The sequence below is a fragment of the Kitasatospora sp. NPDC001225 genome (genome assembly GCF_053597855.1).
The window spans coordinates 23335-39429 of record NZ_JBSFJC010000004.1 but is presented as its reverse complement, the minus strand read 5'-3'; the positions used below and the strand labels follow the sequence as shown (position 1 = coordinate 39429).

General features: G+C 73.5%; 18 protein-coding genes. 11 read left to right on the top strand and 7 right to left on the bottom strand.

Annotation, left to right across the window (positions count from 1 at the left end):
• Nucleotides 1-25 precede the first annotated feature (25 nt).
• The 6 genes from ACWDCZ_RS02060 (at nt 26) to ACWDCZ_RS02035 (ending at nt 6198) form a co-directional block, all read left to right on the top strand.
• Nucleotides 26-868: an STM4013/SEN3800 family hydrolase gene (locus ACWDCZ_RS02060; RefSeq protein WP_380737292.1), complete on the top strand. Its 843-nt coding sequence runs from the start codon at nt 26-28 to the stop codon at nt 866-868.
• Entirely contained in the window at nt 865-2199 is a 1335-nt protein-coding gene (locus ACWDCZ_RS02055; protein WP_449814985.1) for an STM4012 family radical SAM protein, read from the top strand. Before ACWDCZ_RS02060 ends, ACWDCZ_RS02055 begins: the two co-directional genes overlap by 4 nt.
• Before the next feature lie 11 nt (nt 2200-2210).
• Nucleotides 2211-3113 carry an STM4011 family radical SAM protein gene (locus ACWDCZ_RS02050; RefSeq protein WP_449814984.1) on the top strand — a complete coding sequence of 301 codons (903 nt, stop codon included), beginning with the start codon at nt 2211-2213 and terminating at the stop codon, nt 3111-3113.
• 283 nt (nt 3114-3396) lie between these two features.
• On the top strand, nt 3397-4554 hold the full coding sequence (locus ACWDCZ_RS02045; protein WP_449814983.1) for a methyltransferase: 1158 nt from the start codon (nt 3397-3399) through the stop codon (nt 4552-4554).
• A gap of 101 nt (nt 4555-4655) precedes the next feature.
• Entirely contained in the window at nt 4656-5036 is a 381-nt protein-coding gene (locus ACWDCZ_RS02040; protein WP_380737163.1) for a VOC family protein, read from the top strand.
• 274 nt (nt 5037-5310) lie between these two features.
• On the top strand, nt 5311-6198 hold the full coding sequence (locus tag ACWDCZ_RS02035) for a YhjD/YihY/BrkB family envelope integrity protein (RefSeq protein ID WP_079272594.1): 888 nt from the start codon (nt 5311-5313) through the stop codon (nt 6196-6198).
• Here ACWDCZ_RS02035 and ACWDCZ_RS02030 read toward each other — a convergent pair.
• The gene (locus ACWDCZ_RS02030; RefSeq protein ID WP_449814982.1) at nt 6159-6980 is read right to left on the bottom strand and encodes a rhomboid-like protein; all 822 of its coding nucleotides are present in this window, start codon (nt 6978-6980) and stop codon (nt 6159-6161) included. The two genes, ACWDCZ_RS02035 and ACWDCZ_RS02030, sit on opposite strands and share 40 nt — an antisense overlap.
• A gap of 241 nt (nt 6981-7221) precedes the next feature.
• On the opposite strand from ACWDCZ_RS02030, the gene ACWDCZ_RS02025 reads away from it, so the two are divergent.
• The 3 genes from ACWDCZ_RS02025 (at nt 7222) to ACWDCZ_RS02015 (ending at nt 10406) form a co-directional block, all read left to right on the top strand.
• Nucleotides 7222-7881, top strand: a complete 660-nt coding sequence (locus ACWDCZ_RS02025; RefSeq protein ID WP_375873804.1) for a rhomboid-like protein — start codon at nt 7222-7224, stop codon at nt 7879-7881.
• Between the two features lie 212 nt (nt 7882-8093).
• Entirely contained in the window at nt 8094-9506 is a 1413-nt protein-coding gene (argG, locus tag ACWDCZ_RS02020; RefSeq protein ID WP_449814981.1) for an argininosuccinate synthase, read from the top strand.
• A 231-nt stretch (nt 9507-9737) separates the two neighbouring features.
• Complete coding sequence (locus ACWDCZ_RS02015) at nt 9738-10406, top strand: GAP family protein (RefSeq protein WP_449814980.1); 669 nt, start codon at nt 9738-9740, stop codon at nt 10404-10406.
• Between the two features lie 70 nt (nt 10407-10476).
• Here the strand turns inward: ACWDCZ_RS02015 and ACWDCZ_RS02010 are convergent, their stop codons facing one another.
• From ACWDCZ_RS02010 to ACWDCZ_RS02000, 3 genes are all read right to left on the bottom strand, one after another.
• Entirely contained in the window at nt 10477-11316 is an 840-nt protein-coding gene (locus ACWDCZ_RS02010) for a hypothetical protein (protein ID WP_449814979.1), read from the bottom strand.
• Nucleotides 11313-11885 carry an RNA polymerase sigma factor gene (locus ACWDCZ_RS02005; protein WP_049658113.1) on the bottom strand — a complete coding sequence of 191 codons (573 nt, stop codon included), beginning with the start codon at nt 11883-11885 and terminating at the stop codon, nt 11313-11315. Before ACWDCZ_RS02005 ends, ACWDCZ_RS02010 begins: the two co-directional genes overlap by 4 nt.
• A gap of 325 nt (nt 11886-12210) precedes the next feature.
• Nucleotides 12211-12684 (bottom strand): MarR family winged helix-turn-helix transcriptional regulator, encoded by a 474-nt coding sequence (locus tag ACWDCZ_RS02000; RefSeq protein ID WP_049658111.1) that lies wholly within the window; start codon nt 12682-12684, stop codon nt 12211-12213.
• A gap of 234 nt (nt 12685-12918) precedes the next feature.
• Between ACWDCZ_RS02000 and ACWDCZ_RS01995 the strand changes: the two genes are divergently transcribed.
• The gene (locus ACWDCZ_RS01995; protein WP_049658109.1) at nt 12919-13329 is read left to right on the top strand and encodes an organic hydroperoxide resistance protein; all 411 of its coding nucleotides are present in this window, start codon (nt 12919-12921) and stop codon (nt 13327-13329) included.
• A 119-nt stretch (nt 13330-13448) separates the two neighbouring features.
• Here the strand turns inward: ACWDCZ_RS01995 and ACWDCZ_RS01990 are convergent, their stop codons facing one another.
• Nucleotides 13449-13820, bottom strand: a complete 372-nt coding sequence (locus ACWDCZ_RS01990) for an SHOCT domain-containing protein (RefSeq protein ID WP_449814978.1) — start codon at nt 13818-13820, stop codon at nt 13449-13451.
• A 152-nt stretch (nt 13821-13972) separates the two neighbouring features.
• Here ACWDCZ_RS01990 and ACWDCZ_RS01985 point away from each other — a divergent pair, with 152 nt between their 5' ends.
• Nucleotides 13973-14521 carry a hypothetical protein gene (locus ACWDCZ_RS01985; RefSeq protein WP_449814977.1) on the top strand — a complete coding sequence of 183 codons (549 nt, stop codon included), beginning with the start codon at nt 13973-13975 and terminating at the stop codon, nt 14519-14521.
• A 39-nt stretch (nt 14522-14560) separates the two neighbouring features.
• Here the strand turns inward: ACWDCZ_RS01985 and ACWDCZ_RS01980 are convergent, their stop codons facing one another.
• Entirely contained in the window at nt 14561-15211 is a 651-nt protein-coding gene (locus ACWDCZ_RS01980; RefSeq protein WP_063780338.1) for a LamG domain-containing protein, read from the bottom strand.
• Nucleotides 15212-15373: 162 nt separating this feature from the next.
• Nucleotides 15374-16000: a CBS domain-containing protein gene (locus ACWDCZ_RS01975; protein WP_241853098.1), complete on the bottom strand. Its 627-nt coding sequence runs from the start codon at nt 15998-16000 to the stop codon at nt 15374-15376.
• Nucleotides 16001-16095 lie beyond the last annotated feature (95 nt).

The following is a 16095-nucleotide window of genomic DNA, read 5'->3' as shown; positions in this document are numbered from 1 at the left end:
CCCGACCACCCTCCCGTCCCCCGACATGAACGCCGTCGTGGGCAGCCACGACCTGCTGCTCGTCACCCTCGACACGCTCCGCCTCGACGTCGCCGAGGAGCTGGCCGCCGCCGGCCGCATCCCGAACCTCGCCGCCGTCCTCCCCGGCGGCCGCTGGGAGCACCGGCACGCGCCCGGCAGCTTCACCTACGCCTCCCACCAGGCGATCCTGGCCGGCTTCCTGCCGACGCCCGCCTCCCCGGACGGCCCGCACCCGCGCCTGTTCGCGGCCCGCTTCGCCGGTTCCGAGAGCACCGCCCCGCGCACCTGGGTCTTCGACGCCCCCGACCTGCCGACGGCCCTGGCCGCGGCCGGGTACCGCACGGTGTGCATCGGCGGTGTCGGGTTCTTCAACAAGCAGGGCCCGCTGGGCTCGGTGCTGCCGGGCCTCTTCCAGGAGAGCCACTGGGCGCCCGAGTTGGGCGTGGCCTCGCCGACGTCCTTCGAGGAGCAGGTCGCCCGGGCCGAGCGGGTCGCCGCCGAACAGTCCGCCGACCAGCCGCTGTTCCTCTTCCTGAACGTCTCGGCGCTGCACCAGCCGAACTGGTTCCACCTGCCCGGAGCCACCCGCGAGCACGGGGACTCCCGGGCCACCCACGCCGCGGCCCTGGAGTACGTGGACGCGCACATCGGCCGGCTGTTCGCCGCGATGAGCGCCCGCCGCCCCTGCTTCGCGATCGTCTGCTCCGACCACGGCACCGCCTACGGCGAGGACGGCTACACCGGCCACCGGATCGGCCACGAGGTGGTCTGGTCGGTCCCGTACGCGCACTTCACCCTCCCCGCCCGAGCGGCGGGCACCGCCACGACCTCCGAGGAGCGCGCATGACCACCGCACCTCCGCGCCCGGACTCGCCGTACCAGTCGTACGTCTACGCGTACCCGCACAAGACGGCCTACCGCCCGCTGCCCGAGCGCCCGCCGCTGCGCGAGCTGTGGGCCGGCGAGGCGCAGCACGCGCTCTCGCTCTACCTGCACATCCCGTTCTGCGAGGTCCGCTGCGGCTTCTGCAACCTGTTCACCCGGATCGGCAGCCCCGAGGGCTTGACCACGGCCTACCTGGACGCCCTGGAGCGCCAGGCCACGGCGGTGCGCGCGGCCCTGGACGACGGGGCCCGGTTCGCGCTGGCCGCGTTCGGCGGCGGCACGCCCACCTACCTGACGGCCGGTGAGCTGGAGCGGCTGTGCGACATCGCCGAGCGGCGGATGGGCGCCGACCTGCGGGCGATACCCCTCTCGGTGGAGGCCTCGCCCGCCACCGCGACCGCCGACCGGCTGGAGGTGCTCGCCGCCCGGGGCACCACCCGACTGAGCCTGGGCGTGCAGTCCTTCGACGACGCCGAGGCGCGCTCCGCCGTCCGCCCGCAGAAGCGGGCCGAGCTGGAGGCCGCCCTCGGCCGGATCCGCGCGGCCGGGTTCCCGGTGCTCAACATCGACCTCATCTACGGCATCGACGGCCAGACCGAGGCGAGCTGGCTCCGCTCGTTGGACACCGCACTCGCCTGGCAGCCCGAGGAGCTGTACCTCTACCCGCTGTACGTCCGCCCGCTGACCGGACTGGCCCGGCGCGGCGAGCAGGAGAGCCGGGCCGCCTGGGACGCGCGCCGGCTCGCGCTCTACCGGGCCGGCCGCGACCACCTGCTCGCCCACGGCTACCAGCAGGTGTCGATGCGGATGTTCCGCCGCGCCGCCTCCCCGCAGGCCGGCGCGGGCGAGTACGCCTGCCAGACCGACGGCATGGTCGGCCTGGGCTGCGGCGCCCGCTCCTACACCTCCCAGCTGCACTACTCCTTCGACTACGCGGTGAACGCCACCGAGGTGCGCGGCATCATCGACGACTACGTCGCCACCGAGGACTTCCACCGTGCCGAGGTGGGCCACCGGATGGGCGGCGCGGAGCCGCGCCGGCGGCACCTGGTGCAGTCGCTGCTCCAGGCCGAGGGCCTGCCGTTGGCGGACTACCGCGCCCGGTTCGGCGGTTCACCGGCCGAGGACTTCCCGGCGGAGCTGGCCGAGTTCACGGAGCGCGGATGGCTCGACGACGGCGACGCGGAGTTCCTGCGGCTCAGCCCGGAGGGGCTGGCGCACTCGGACGCCGCCGGGCCGATGCTGTTCTCGCCCGAGGTCCGGGCCCTGATGGCGGCGTACGAGGCGAAATGACCTTCCTCGGCATGCCTTCCGCCTCACCGCTGCCGGAGGACGGGGCGCGGAGCCTCACCCTGCTCTACCGCGGCCCGCTCGCCTCCTGCGACTACGACTGCCCGTACTGCCCGTTCGCCAAGCGGCGCGACAGCCCGGAGCAACTGCGCTCCGACCGGGCCGCGTTGGAGCGCTTCACCGGCTGGGTCGCCGGGCGCGCGGGCACCGGCGACACCCTATCGCTGCTGTTCACCCCCTGGGGCGAGGGGCTGGTGCGGTCCTGGTACCGCCGCGCGCTGGTCGAGCTGAGCCGCCTGCCGCACGTCCGCCGGGTCGCGATCCAGACCAACCTCAGCTGCCGCACGGGCTGGCTCACCGAGGCGGACCTCGACACCCTCGCCCTCTGGGTCACCTTCCACCCCGGCCAGGTCACCCGCGAGCGCTTCCTCGCCAAGTGCCAGGAGTTGGACGCACTCGGCGTGCGCTACAGCGTCGGCGTCGTCGGCCAACCCGAGCACCTCGCCGAGGCCCGCCGGCTGCGCGCCGAGCTCCCCGAGGGCGTCTACCTGTGGGTCAACGCCGCCGAGGGCCTCGGCTACACCGACGCCGAGGCCGCTCAATGGGCCGCCGTCGACCCGCACTTCGGCTACAGCCGGCACGCCCACCCCAGCGCCGGGCTGCCGTGCCGCACCGGGGAGTCCGTGCTGTCGGTGGACGGCGACGGCACCGTGCGCCGCTGCCACTTCGTCCGGGACGTCCTCGGCAACCTCTACGACGGCAGCTACCGCGCGCAACTGCTGCCGCGAGCCTGCCCGTTGCCGGTCTGCGACTGCCACATCGGCTACGTCCACCTGGAGACGCTGCCGCTGTACGAGCTGTTCGGCGCGGGTGTGCTGGAGCGCGTGCCGCACGGCTGGTCCGGGGGCCGGTCATAAATCGGTTGCCAGTCGGCCACTCTGTGTGAAAGCGTACGAACAACCGCGCAGGACCAGCTGGTTCGGAAGGGAGGCCCTCAGATGATCAGTGGCATACGGCTCGCCGTCGTGCCGGGCCTCGTGCTCGGTGACACCCCGGCTCGCGCTTCGACGCGCGAGCCGCACCCGGCCTGACGCCCGCGCCCGCCGTCCCGGCGGCGCCACGGCCCGACGCGCCTGCTGCTCGCCTCCTCGTCGAAGTGCTCTTCGTGCCCCTTGCACGTTCGACCTCGAGGAACCCCTGGTGTCCGACACCCACCGGCCAAGCATCGTCACCCCTCCCACCACCTCCGTCCTGCCCGCACCCTGGCACAGCGAGAACGGCACGCCCCCGCCGCGCCGCCTGATCGCCGCCGACGACACCCTGCGCACCGAGGCCGCCTACCGGTCGGCCTGCGAGGGGACCGCCCTGCTCTGGCAGGGCGACTACCCCGGCGCGCTCCGCCTCCTGCACGCCATGCGCCGCCGCGCCGAGCGGCGCCGGCCCCGATCCGCCCCCGGCTCCTCGGCCGAGGCCTTCCGGCAGCACCGTCGGGAGCGCGCCCGCCTCGCGCGCGTCCTGGGCATGCTGCTGGTACCGCTCGGCGCGGATCACCGCGTCCGGCTCCACCGGGCGCCCGACGTCCGCGAGGCCTGCCGGGCGGCCTACGGACCGCTCCTTGACAATAGAATCGTGTCCCTGCGCGAGCTCCTGGGTGTGATCGGCGCCCACCAGTGGCGCACCAGAGGCGTCGAGGTCCCGGCCCTCGGCGCCCGCATCCACCCGCACTACGGGGTCTTCTCACCCGTCCGCGGCGAGTACGTCGACCTCGTCGCCCGGGCGCCGCTGCCGCCGGCCGCCCATGACCGCCCCACCGCCTACGACCTCGGCACCGGCACGGGTGTGCTCGCCGCGCTCCTCGCCCGGCGCGGCCTGCACGAGGTCCTGGTCACCGACGCCAACCCGCGCGCCCTCGCCTGCGCCCGCGACAACGCCCGCCGGCTCGGTCTCGCCGACCGCATCGAGACCGCGGGCACCGGCCTCTACCCTCCCGGCCGCGGCCGGGCCGCCCTGGTCGTCTGCAATCCCCCGTGGCTGCCCGGCCGGCCAAGCTCCGCACTCGACGAGGGCGTCTACGACCCGGGCAGCCGCATGCTCCGCGGCTTCCTCGACGGCCTGGCCGACCGCCTGCTGCCCGGCGGCGAGGGCTGGCTCGTCCTCTCCGACCTCGCCGAACACCTCGGCCTGCGCTCCCGCGCCGATCTGCTCGGTGCCGTCTCCGGAACCGGGCTGCGCGTCACCGGGCGCCTCGACACCGTCCCCCGCCACCCGAGGGCCACCACCCCCGACCGGGCCGACCCCCTCCTCCACACCGCCCGCGCCGCGGAGGTCACCTCGCTCTGGAGGCTGGCCCCCGCATGACTCCCGGCGACCTGCCGCACACAGCCCGAAGCAGCCCTGCGCCCACCGGGCGACCCGGCCCGCACGTCCCTAGCCTGGTGACAGAGAGGAGGCGAAACACCATGCTTGGAGACGCTCCGCTGCAAGCAGTCATCCCCGCCACCGATCTCGCCCGCGCCAAGGCCTTCTACACCGACACCCTCGGCCTCAAGCTCGCCGAGGAAGGTGAGGAGGAGTTCGTCTGCGACTGTGGCGGCACCCAGTTCACCGTCTACCGCACTCCCAGCGGTGGACAGGCCGCCCACACCCTCGCCAGTTTCAAGGTCGCCGACCTCGACGGCGAGATGGCCGGCCTCCGCGACCGCGGCATCACCTTCGAGGAGTACGACTTCCCCGGTCTGCAGACCGTCAACGGGGTCGCCGAGGGCGAGGGTATGCGCGCGGCCTGGTTCAAGGACAGCGAAGGCAATATCGTCTGCATGTCCCAGCGGGTCGGCCAGTAGCCGTCCCGCACCCGGCCCACCCGTCAAGCGCTGCACCGCACCCGTCGGACACGGCGCCGCTGCCCGGCCCGCTCGTACGGAACAGGCCGGGCAGCAGCGGCAGGTGTCGGATGGCCATCCCAGGCTGGACCCGCCCGAACACGAAGAACGGCCACGCCGATGGAGCGGCCGCCCCCGGGTCGCGGCCGCTCCGGACGGCTCGCTCCGGTGGCGGCCCGCCACCGCCTCGCCTTGACTGGTGCGGACCGCCGCCCGGATGCGGGAGGACCGAGGGATGAGATTGCCGAGGGGCACCCGCGGCCGCCGGAAGGAACAGCTGCTCCTGGCCCGCATGCGGGTCGTGCGGGCACGGAGTGAGGCCGAGCGGCGCTTCCCGGTGATCACCGAGCTGACCGCCCGCCTGTTCTCCCCCGGCCTACTGGACTCCGCCACCCGGATGGCCTCCCAGCTGTTCCTGACCTCCATCCCCCTCCTGTTCGCCGTGGCCGCCTTCGCCCCCGAGGGCGTGCGGAACCAGATGAACTCCTCACTGCGCTCGCTGTTCGGCATCTCCGGCGCCTCCGCCGAGCAACTGCGCCAGGCGCTGTACAGCCCCGGCGACCTGCGGCAGACCACGGGGATCATCGGCCTGCTGATGGCACTGCTGTCCGGCACGAGCTGCAGTCGGGCGGTCGCCCGGGTCTGCGAACACGCCTGGCAGCTGCCGAAGTCCGGCACCAGGGTCGCGGCCTGGCGGTGGCTGCTGTGGATCGCCTGCTGGGTGGTCGTGCTGCTGTTCCAGGGCGTACTGCGGAACGGCTTCGGCGCCGGGCTCTGGCTGGGCCTGCCACTGACCTTCACGGCCTCCTTCCTGGTCTGGTGGTGGACTGCCCGTCTGCTGTTGAGCGCACGGATCCGTTGGTTGTCCCTGGTGCCGGGAGCGCTGCTCACCGCCATCGCGTCCACCGCGATGTCGCTGACCGCCCGGATCTACATGCCGATCGCACTGAACCGCTCACTGGCCCAGTACGGCTCGCTGGGCCTGGTGCTGATGGTGCTGTCCTGGCTGATCGCCTTCTGTATCGCCGTCACCTTCGCCATCACGGCCGGCGCGGTGCTGGCCCAGGAGAGGCCGCTCAGCGCCTACCTGGGGCCGACCGGCCCCGAACGGCGCGGAACCTGACCAGCCGCCCCGGCACTGGTCACCCGCCACACCCGCCACACCGACGAACGCGCCGACGGCGTCGGACGACCCGACCGCCCGCGCACCCGCCGACAGACCGCACGGACCGAGGCGACCGGGTCGAAGGAGCCCGGGCGGTCCCGGGTCAGCGGGTAGCAGGCGAACCCGATCAGCGCCGCGCTGAAGTGGCCGATGCTCGTGTAGTCCCGGCTCTGCTGCACGCCCAGCCCGTAGACCACCAGCACTCCCACCGCGTACAGGTACCGCCAGGGCCGCACGATCAGGTAGGTGAGGACCGCGACCACGCCGGCCAGCGCGTAACTGACGCCGTAGTCCAGGGTGTAGAGGGCCCTCGGCGAGGCCAGCCCCCGGTGGATCGCCCAGCCGAGCACGCCCTCGCTGAGGTAGGTGGCGCCGACGTGCGCGAGCGCCGCCACCGAGATCCAGCGCAGCGTGCCGAGCCATCGTTCGGCGGGCACGTGGAAGAGGTTGTACAGCAGGAAGTAGAACGGCCAGCCGCCGCCCGCGATCCACAGGGCGCTGGTGACCAGGACACGCACCGGCGACACCTGGAGATGGTGGAGGTTGGTCGAACGCCGCTCCAGGATGCGGTCCGCGGTCGCCGGATCGACGTGCCGGATCACCTGCGTGGTGACGAGCAGGACCGCCAGCCAGGTGTAGGTACCGGGCGCGCGCCGGACATAGGCCCACACCGCGTGGACGGCACGCGCCCACCAGGGCCGCCGGTGCGCCCTGGCGCCCCTGGCTGTGCTGCCGGCCATCGGCGCCTCCTCGACACTCCTCCCCCTCACCCTCGCCCCCGCCCGACCTCGCCGCCACCCGCCACCCGCCGTCCCTGTGCAGCCCGCGGGAATCCGCCCACCTCACACGCCCCGCCGCCGGCCCCGACGGCCTCCACGGCGCTCGCGTACGCTGGCGCTCGGACCGTCCCGGTCGCGGCCTCCCCTCCACGCACCGGGCGGGGCCGGTACCGGGAACCGCCGAGCAAGGGCACCAGGCACGATGAGCGATCGCCTCGCGACGAGGACACCGACCGGCCCCGCCGCTCTCCGGCACCCGGCGCTGAGAGCCGCCGTCCGCCTGCGCCTCACCACGGCGTACGTCCTGCTGCTGACCGTGACGGCCTCCTGGCTGGCGAGCCAGGGCCATGCCGAGCGGGCCCGGTTCGTCCGGCACAACAGCAGCAACGTCCATCACATGGAAGTGGGCAAGTGGTGGACCCTGTTCACCAGCGGCCTGGTGGTCGACGGGGTTCCGGCCTGGGCGGGGATCGCGGCGGTCGCCGCCGTCCTGGGCCTGGCCGAGTGGCGCTGGGGTCCGGCCCGGGCCGGTGCGGTCTTCGTCTTCGGGCACCTGGGCGCCACGCTGCTCACCGAGGGCGCCATGTGGGTGATGCTGACCGCCCGCATCCCCGGCGCACTCTCCCGCGCCCGGGACGTGGGCATCAGCTACGGCCTGGTCGCCACCGGCGCCTGCCTCCTCGCGCTCGGCCCGCGCCCGCTGCGCCGTTACGGCCTGCCGGCGCTCGCCCTGGCCCTCGCCGGCGCCTGGGCGCTGGACCAGCAGCTGGCCGACGCCGGCCACCTCGTCGCCCTCGGGCTGGGCGCCCTCGCCTCCCGCACCGTCTGGATGCGCACCCGAGCGCCCGCCACGGCCTCCTGATCCACCCCAACCACCCGTCCAGTCAAGCAAGTTGACCAACGGGCCGGTCGACGCGCAGCAGCCGGGAGAACCCTCGTCGCCACCCGGGGCTCCGTATGCTCTTGCATTACTCTGCAAATCTATGCCAGAGTTCGGGCATCGGATCGATTACGCCGAATCCCGTCACACATCGCTAGATCAGGGGCCCGCTCACGCGGGTCAAGGGTGCATCCATGTCGAAGGTCTTGAGCAAGCTGCCGGTCGGTGAACGGATCGGCATCGCATTCTCCGGTGGGTTGGACACCTCCGTCGCCGTAGCGTGGATGCGCGAACACGGTGCCTTCCCCTACGCCTACACGGCCGACATCGGCCAGTACGACGAGCCGAACCTCGCCGACGTCCCGGCCCGGGGCCGCGCGTACGGCGCCGAGCAGGCCCGACTGGTGGACTGCCGGGCCGCGCTGGTCGAGGAGGGCCTGGCCGCCCTCGCCTGCGGTGCCTTCCACATCCGCTCCGCCGGGCAGACGTACTTCAACACCACCCCGCTCGGCCGCGCCGTGACCGGCACGCTGCTGGTGCGCGCCATGCAGGAGGACGGCGTCTCCATCTGGGGCGACGGCTCCACCTACAAGGGAAACGACATCGAGCGGTTCTACCGTTACGGCCTGCTCGCCAACCCCAACCTGCGGATCTACAAGCCGTGGCTGGACCAGGCGTTCGTCGACCAGCTCGGCGGCCGCAAGGAGATGTCCGAGTGGCTCGCCGAGCGGGACCTGCCGTACCGGGACTCCGCCGAGAAGGCCTACTCCACCGACGCCAACATCTGGGGCGCCACCCACGAGGCCAAGCGGCTGGAGTACCTGGACGCCTCCCTGGAGATCGTCAGCCCGATCATGGGCGTGGCCTTCTGGGACCCGGCGGTCGAGATCCAGACCGAGGACGTCACCGTCGAGTTCGAGTTCGGCCGCCCGGTCCGGATCAACGGCCAGGAGTTCTCCAGCGCCGTCGACCTGGTCCACGAGGCCAACACCATCGGTGGCCGGCACGGTCTGGGCATGTCGGACCAGATCGAGAACCGCATCATCGAGGCCAAGAGCCGCGGCATCTACGAGGCCCCCGGCATGGCGCTGCTGCACATCGCCTACGAGCGGCTGCTCAACGCCATCCACAACGAGGACACCATCGCCACGTACCACACCCAGGGACGGCGGCTCGGCCGGCTGCTGTACGAGGGCCGTTGGTTCGACCCGCAGTCGCTGATGCTCCGGGACAGCATTCAGCGGTGGATCGGCCACCCGGTCACCGGCAGCGTCACCCTGCGGCTGCGGCGCGGCCAGGACTACTCGGTCATCGACACCCAGGGCCCCAACTTCAGCTACCACCCCGAGAAGCTGTCGATGGAGCGCAGCGTCGACGCCGCGTTCGTCCCCGACGACCGCATCGGCCAGCTGACCATGCGCAACCTCGACATCGCCGACTCGCGCAGCAAGCTGGAGCAGTACGCGGTGCACGGCCAGCTGGCACCGTGGAGCGGCCTGATCGGCGAGCTCGCCCCGGGCGGCGCGGCTCCCATCGCCGCCGGCAACGGTGACGAGGAGGACCCGAACGCGCTCGACCACGCGGCGCTCGAGTCCGGCACCGACTGACGCGCCTCACGCCCGCGGAGGGCCGTCGCACCCCAGCGGTGCGGCGGCCCTCGGCCGCTCCCCCCGCGCCTCCGCTCCGCCCGCCCCCGCCTCCCGGCCCCGGCACCCGCCACCGCTCCCCGTCCACGCTCCGCCCCGCCCTCACCCGAACGGCGGCACCGGCCGTGCGCTGCCCGCCCGACGGGAGCTGAATGGCGGACGGCACCCGGCGACGGGAAGGCAGGTCCGGGGATGGGTGAAGCGATCGGCCCGATGCTGGCCTCCGCAGTGGCGGTCGCGCTCAGCCCGCTGCCGCTGATCGCCGTCCTGCTGGTCCTCGCCTCACCGCGCGGCCGGGCCAACGGGGTCGCCTTCACGGCCGGCTGGCTGCTCGGCCTCGCCACGGTGTCGGCCGCCGTCGTAACCGCGGGCACCGCGTTGAACCCCGCCCGCACCACACCGACCTGGTCGTCCTGGCTGAAGCTCGCCCTCGGCACCGTACTCGTCCTGCTGGCCGCCCGGCAGTGGCGCGAACGACCGCGACCCGGCCGGGTGACCGCGCCACCGGCCTGGCTGCTCTCGATCGACCGGCTGACCGCCGCCCGGTCCGCCGGTCTCGCCGTGGTCCTGGTCATCGCCCACCCGAAGACCCTGGTCCCGGCCGTCGGCGGCGCCGCCTCCATCGCCGCCGCGCCGACCGGCGGCGGGGAGAAGGCAGTGGCCGCCGCCCTGATGGTGCTGGTCGGTTCGCTGGGCACCCTGCTGCCGCTCGCGGCACACCTCCGGGGAAGCGCCCAGGCACGACGCACCCTCGGCGAGTGGCGCGCCTGGACAGCCACGCACAGCGCGGCGATCATGATCACCGTCCCGCTGCTGCTCGGCGCCGAGTACCTGGGCGACGCCGTCTCCGGGCTCACGTGAGCCCCCGCCTACCCGACCCCGACCGGCCCACCCCTCGGGCCGGCCCGCTTCCCCACCCACCCCGTCTCCGTCACCGGATCCGTACCACCCCCCGCCCCCGCACGGCCCGGACCCCCAACCGCCCGGGGTCGGCCGTCGGCCGCGCCGCCACCGCCTCCCGTACCGTCAGCAGGATCTCGCCGTCATAGCGCTCCGCCAGCACCCGCGCCAGCTCCGCCGCCCCGCCCGGCCGGACGTCGGGCGCCAGCTCCGGCAGCCGGCCCGGGGCGCTGAGGTCCTGGGCCTGGGCGGCCCAGCGGGCCGCGTCGCACCGTTCGCCCTCGGCGGTGTAGTGCACGGCCAGACAGTGCACGGCCAGCTGGTCCCCGTACTGGGCGGCTATCCGCCACCAGAAGACGCCGTCCGCCGCACGTCCCATGCCGTACAGCAGGCAGCCGAGGGTCCGGAAGGCGGTCTTCTCGGCGAGTTCGAGGTCCAGGGCCAGCTCCCCCGGCTCGACCGCGCCCGCCACCCCCGCGCACAGGTGCCGCAGGTCGCGCCGCAGCTCCGCCCGTCCCCCGGCCCACCGGGACTGCCCCGGGGCCGCCCCCGGACCGGAACCCGAGCCTGGACCGGATCCCGCCCCCGAACCGGAGCCCGACCGCAGGCCGGGACCGGCTCCGGCACCCGCTCCCGCGCCGAGCCCTGAACCCGCCCCCGCTGCCGCTCCCGGGCTCGGCCCCGAGAGCGGAGCGTGCGGTGGCCGGGCCCCGGCGGGCGGCCGGGCGGGGCGCTCGCGCACGGCCGGGGCGGTCCGCCGGGTGGCGGCGAGCCGCTCGGCCAGTCGGCGGGTGAAGTCCACCGGGTCGTGGTCGTCAAACTCCCGCTCCAGCTCGACGGCGTGCGCGCGCAGCAGGTCCACGACCCTCATGTCTGCGCCCCGCCGTCGTCCTGGTGCTCCAGGAGGTACTCCAGGTGACGCCGCCCGAGGCTGTAGTAGGTGCGGGCGGTGGTGTGCGCGATGCCGAGGGACCGTCCGATGTCGTGGTACGACAGCCCCGCCTGGCGCAGCCGGACCACGTCGGCCTGGACGGGTGCGGCCCGCGCGAGTTCCTCCATCGCCCAGTCCAGGGCGTCCAGCTCGGCAAGTTCGTTCAGCTCGTCCTGGCTGGTGTCGGGGCGGCGCTGGGCGATCACCCGCAGCCGCTTGCGTTCGGTGCGCCGGCGCTCGCGCATGACGTCCACCACCGCGTCCTTGACGATCTTGAAGGCGAAGGCCTGCGGATCGGGGCTGGCCAGGGCCCGGCGCCAGTTCTTGTAGAGCGTGGTGCCCGCGTTCTGGACGGCGTCCTGGGCGTCCTCACGGTGCCGCAGGCGCTGCTGGGCGTAGCGGAGGTAGCCGGAGTTCTCGCGGGTGAAGAAGGCCTCGAAGTCGTTCGGCAGGTCGCCGAGCGGGTCGGCTCGCAGACCCCGCTCCTCGCCCGGCCCGGGAGTGCTCACGCGACCCCCCTTTCGTGGTCGGCTGGCCGGCCCGCCTGGTGGCACGCCGACGGCCCCTTGGGGCTCGTGGTGTAACCGTCCGGGAGGTCCGGGATGTTGACCGGATCGGGCAGACAATTGCCGAACGTTTCCGTTCACTTTTGAACAGTGCGGCTGACCTGCCGCTTCGCCCGCGCGCACCCAGCCGGAAGACTCGCAACGTGACCCAGATCACAGTGCGCGAGGGTGCCGCTTGACAAGCCCCACGGCACCATCCGCACCATCCCCGCACCACTGCGGACCCCACCCCGCAAAGCGGCCCCCCACCCCTTAAGAGCCAAACCCGCTACGGCGCCGGCTCCACCTCCGCCGCATCCAGCGTGGCGGTCACCCGCTCCAGCAGCCCGCGCAGTGCGACCAGGTCCTCGACCGGCAGCCCGGTCGCCGCGAGCAGCCGACGCGGAACCTGCCCGGCCCGCTCGCGCAGCGCCGACCCCTCGGGGGTCAGGCGGACGGTGACCGACCGCTCGTCCTCCGGGCTCCGCTCGCGGCGCACCAGCCCGGCCGCCTCCAGGCGCTTGAGCAGTGGGGAGAGCGTCCCGGAGTCCAGCCGCAGCCGCTCGCCGATCCGCTTGACGGGCAGCTCGCCCTCCTCCCACAGCACCAGCATGACCAGGTACTGCGGATAGGTCAGCCCGAGGTCCCGCAGCAGCACCCGGTACACGCCGCCGAAGGCGCGGGAGGCCGCGTTGAGCGAGAAGCAGATCTGCTGGTCGAGGCGGAGCAGCTCCTCGTCCGCCATGCCGGGGTGAGTCGTCATGAACCCATGGTACCGATCACCACCGCGCCATTTAGTTGTGCGCAATTGAATTGCGTGCTCTACTTATCGCAACGCAGCAACGCAGCAACGCACCACCGCACCACCGCACCACCGCACCACCGCACCACCGCACCACCGCAGCAACGACCGAGCGGCCGCTGCCCAGCACACCGGGCCGGCAACCGACCGGACAACCGACCGCAGGAACACCCAGGACCCGAAGGGGAAGCCACCATGGACGCGCTCTACACCGCAGCCGCCACCGCCAACGGCCGGGAGGGCCGCGCCGTCAGCTCCGACGGACAGCTGGACCTCGCGCTGGCCATGCCGCCCGCGCTCGGTGGCAGTGGCCAGGGCACCAACCCGGAGCAGCTCTTCGCCGCCGGCTACGCCGCCTGCTTCGCCAGCGCCCTCGGCCTGGTCGGCCGCCAGGCCCGGGTGGACACCAGCGAGGTCTCGGTGACCGCCGAGGTGTCCATCGGCAAGGACGAGGCCGGCTTCGCCCTCGCCGTCGTGCTGCGCGTCGAGCTGCCCGAGTCCCTCGCGGGCGAGACCGGCGAGCTGCTGGTCAAGCAGGCGCACCAGGTGTGCCCGTACTCCCGTGCCACCCGGGGCAACATCCCGGTCGAGCTGGTCGTCGAGTAAGCACCCCCGAGAAGGAGCGCCCCGGGGGAAGAGCACCCCGAGCGGCCTCCGACCGCCCCACCAACGGACCGGGCCCGCCGCACGCGAACTGCGGCGGTCCCGGTCCGTCCTCCCTGGGCTCAGTCGCCTCCCGGCCCGTTCGCCGAACGCAGCGTGTCCAGTCGGTGCCGGTACTCCTCCGCGTCGATCTCACCCCGAGCGAACCGCTCCGCGAGCAACTGCTCCGGGGACACCCCCGGACCTCCCTGCCCTCCCTGCCCTCCCTGACTCCCTTGCCCCACCGGGCCCCAGCCGTGCGGACCGCCCACCCCGGATCCACCGGCGCCGGGTGCCGCCCGCCCGGGCGGGATCGGCTGCCGCGAGCGCGCTACGTAGCGGAACAGGGCCACGGTGAGCAGGACGACGATCACCAGGAACATCAGCGTCCCGAACGCCATCAGCCCCATGCCCCAGCCACCCACGTAGTGGCCGTGCCCGTGCCAGTACCTCATCAGGACCTCCTCCTCCGGCCCCGTCGGGGCCCGCCGAGGTGAGCAGCGCCTACCACCATCGTGCTCCCGCCGGTGGTGAAAGCGGTGTGAGGGCGGGCTGAGAAAACGTTCCGGCAACCGTTCCCGGGCCCCACCGGGGTAGCGTGCCACTGGTGACCCACCATCCGCCGCCCGCGTTCCACCCCCAGCGGCCCACGGCTCACCAGCCGTCCATGGCCTTCCACCCGCCGGAGGACGACCGCTCCCCCGAGCAGCTCGTCGCCGCCGGGGTGCTGCGGCGCCACCCGGACCCGCGCCCCCACCCGGCGCTCGGCCACTCCCCGATCGGCTACGTCGCCACCACGCTCTGGGCCGAGCTCACGGCCCTCGCCATCGCGCCGGCGGCCGCCGAGGCCACCGCCACCGCACTGCTGCGCGCGATCGCCGACCGCGCCGTGGACGCGGCGCTCGCCCCGGGCAACGAGCGCGCCCCGCGCGACGACCTGTACGTGGCCGACCCGGCCCACATCGGCCCGTACCGCCGGGCGATCTGGTTCCAGCGTTCCAACCCGCACGGCCCACACGCCCCACACGACCCGCACAACCCGCACAACCCGTACGGCTCGCAGGGCCCCCGCGGCCTGCTCACCCCCGTCGACGCACGCGGCGGGTACGCCCCCCGCGGCCCGATCACCGCCTCCTTCGCGCCCCACGAACCGTAGCCCCGGGCGCCCCTGCCCGCCCTCGCCCGCCCCGCCCCCTCAGCGCTCGACCTGGAGGCTGTGGCACACCCAGCTCAGCCGGTCCGGCCCGCCGTACGGCGGGCGGTCGTGATACGTCCCGTCCGCCACCGACATGTTGACGATCAGGTAGGCGTGCCACGCGGACCCGACCCCGTGCAGGTCCGCGTAGACCAGCTCGTCCTCCACGTACCAGTCCACCGAGTTCGCGCCGAGCACCACCCGCAGGCCGAAGGTGGCCCCCGGCCCGATCCCGGCGCTCGCACCGTGCCAGTACCGGAAGCCGCCGCGGACGTGGTTGGAGATCTCCAGCAGGTCCGGGTTGTCGGGGTGGTACTCGAAGACGTCCACCTCGTTGCCGCCGTCCCGCCAGGTCCAGATCGCCGGCCAGGCGCCGAGCTCGACCGGCAGTGTCACGCTTGCCGACAGCACGTCCCCGGCGCGGAGCTGGAAGCCGTCGGGACTGCCCTCGGTGGTCAGCAGACTGCAGCTCCACAGCCCGCCACTGTGCCTCCTGACCGCCGTGAACTGCCCGTCGGGGCAGTAGTCGCGGCTGAGGTAGTCGAGTTTGTGGTCGCTCCGGTTGGTCGGCCCCATCCGGGGATAGGCGCTGCTGCGCCCGGCGATCCACTGCCTGGTCGAAGTGAAGTCCGCGTCGAACACGACTGCCACGGCCGCCTCCCCGGAGCGCTGGCGTCCCGGCAGTCCGCACCGCCAGGCACACAGGGTGAGTTACCCGATACCCTCCGCAGTATGCGAAGTGGATCGTTCGGGTCCGGGACGAACGTGCGATTCGGGACCGGTACGGCCGGTCAGGGGTCGGCGCCGAGCAGGTCAGCCGACCGGAGCCGCGCCTCCGGCCCCGAGCCGGTCGGTCACCGAGACCACCCCGTCCACCGAGCGGCACAGGTTGAGCACGATCGGCACCAGGTGCTGCTCGGGCACGGTGCCGCTGAGCACCACCCGCCCCTGGGTGACCTCCACCCCGATCTCCGCCGGGCTGACCCCGTCGATCCGGCCGAGCACCTCCTCGACGATCTCCCGCCGGATCACCATGTCCTCGCGCAGGAAGACCCGCAGCAGGTCGCCGCGGCTGACCATGCCGACGACCCGCCCCTCCTCGTCCAGCACCGGCAGCCGCTTCAGGCCGTGCCGGCTCATCAGCCGGGCCGCCGCGACCACGCTGGTGCCGGGCGTGGTGCAGACCGGCTGCGCCGTCATCAGGTCGGCCGCGGTCACCTCGCCGTCCGGGCCCGCCTGCGCCGACTCGGGCGCGGGCAGCAGGCTGGCCGGGTCCTCCTGCGCGGCCAGGGTGCGCAGCAGGTCGGCTTCCGAGACCACGCCGAGCGGTCGCCCTTCCGGGTCCACCACCGGTACGCCGGTGATGTCGTACTCGCTCAGCAGCGTCACGATCTCCCGGAATCCGGTCTCGGGCGAGACCAGGACCACGGGGCTGGTCATCACGGATTCGACGGTGGCATGACGCACGCCGGTTCACCTCGTCCAACGATGCTGGTCCGACCGGACGCGGATCGTCCCGGCCGGTACCGGCAGCA

What these genes read in the sequence shown, in the direction of transcription:
- ACWDCZ_RS02060 (WP_380737292.1), top strand. Translation starts at nt 26, where the DNA reads ATGAACGCCGTCGTGGGCAGCCACGACCTGCTGCTCGTCACCCTCGAC.
- ACWDCZ_RS02055 (WP_449814985.1), top strand. Translation starts at nt 865, where the DNA reads ATGACCACCGCACCTCCGCGCCCGGACTCGCCGTACCAGTCGTACGTC.
- ACWDCZ_RS02050 (WP_449814984.1), top strand. Translation starts at nt 2,211, where the DNA reads ATGCCTTCCGCCTCACCGCTGCCGGAGGACGGGGCGCGGAGCCTCACC.
- ACWDCZ_RS02040 (WP_380737163.1), top strand. Translation starts at nt 4,656, where the DNA reads ATGCTTGGAGACGCTCCGCTGCAAGCAGTCATCCCCGCCACCGATCTC.
- ACWDCZ_RS02035 (WP_079272594.1), top strand. Translation starts at nt 5,311, where the DNA reads ATGAGATTGCCGAGGGGCACCCGCGGCCGCCGGAAGGAACAGCTGCTC.
- ACWDCZ_RS02030 (WP_449814982.1), bottom strand. Translation starts at nt 6,980, where the DNA reads ATGGCCGGCAGCACAGCCAGGGGCGCCAGGGCGCACCGGCGGCCCTGG.
- ACWDCZ_RS02025 (WP_375873804.1), top strand. Translation starts at nt 7,222, where the DNA reads ATGAGCGATCGCCTCGCGACGAGGACACCGACCGGCCCCGCCGCTCTC.
- argG (WP_449814981.1), top strand. Translation starts at nt 8,094, where the DNA reads ATGTCGAAGGTCTTGAGCAAGCTGCCGGTCGGTGAACGGATCGGCATC.
- ACWDCZ_RS02015 (WP_449814980.1), top strand. Translation starts at nt 9,738, where the DNA reads ATGGGTGAAGCGATCGGCCCGATGCTGGCCTCCGCAGTGGCGGTCGCG.
- ACWDCZ_RS02010 (WP_449814979.1), bottom strand. Translation starts at nt 11,316, where the DNA reads ATGAGGGTCGTGGACCTGCTGCGCGCGCACGCCGTCGAGCTGGAGCGG.
- ACWDCZ_RS02000 (WP_049658111.1), bottom strand. Translation starts at nt 12,684, where the DNA reads ATGACGACTCACCCCGGCATGGCGGACGAGGAGCTGCTCCGCCTCGAC.
- ACWDCZ_RS01995 (WP_049658109.1), top strand. Translation starts at nt 12,919, where the DNA reads ATGGACGCGCTCTACACCGCAGCCGCCACCGCCAACGGCCGGGAGGGC.
- ACWDCZ_RS01990 (WP_449814978.1), bottom strand. Translation starts at nt 13,820, where the DNA reads ATGAGGTACTGGCACGGGCACGGCCACTACGTGGGTGGCTGGGGCATG.
- ACWDCZ_RS01975 (WP_241853098.1), bottom strand. Translation starts at nt 16,000, where the DNA reads ATGACCAGCCCCGTGGTCCTGGTCTCGCCCGAGACCGGATTCCGGGAG.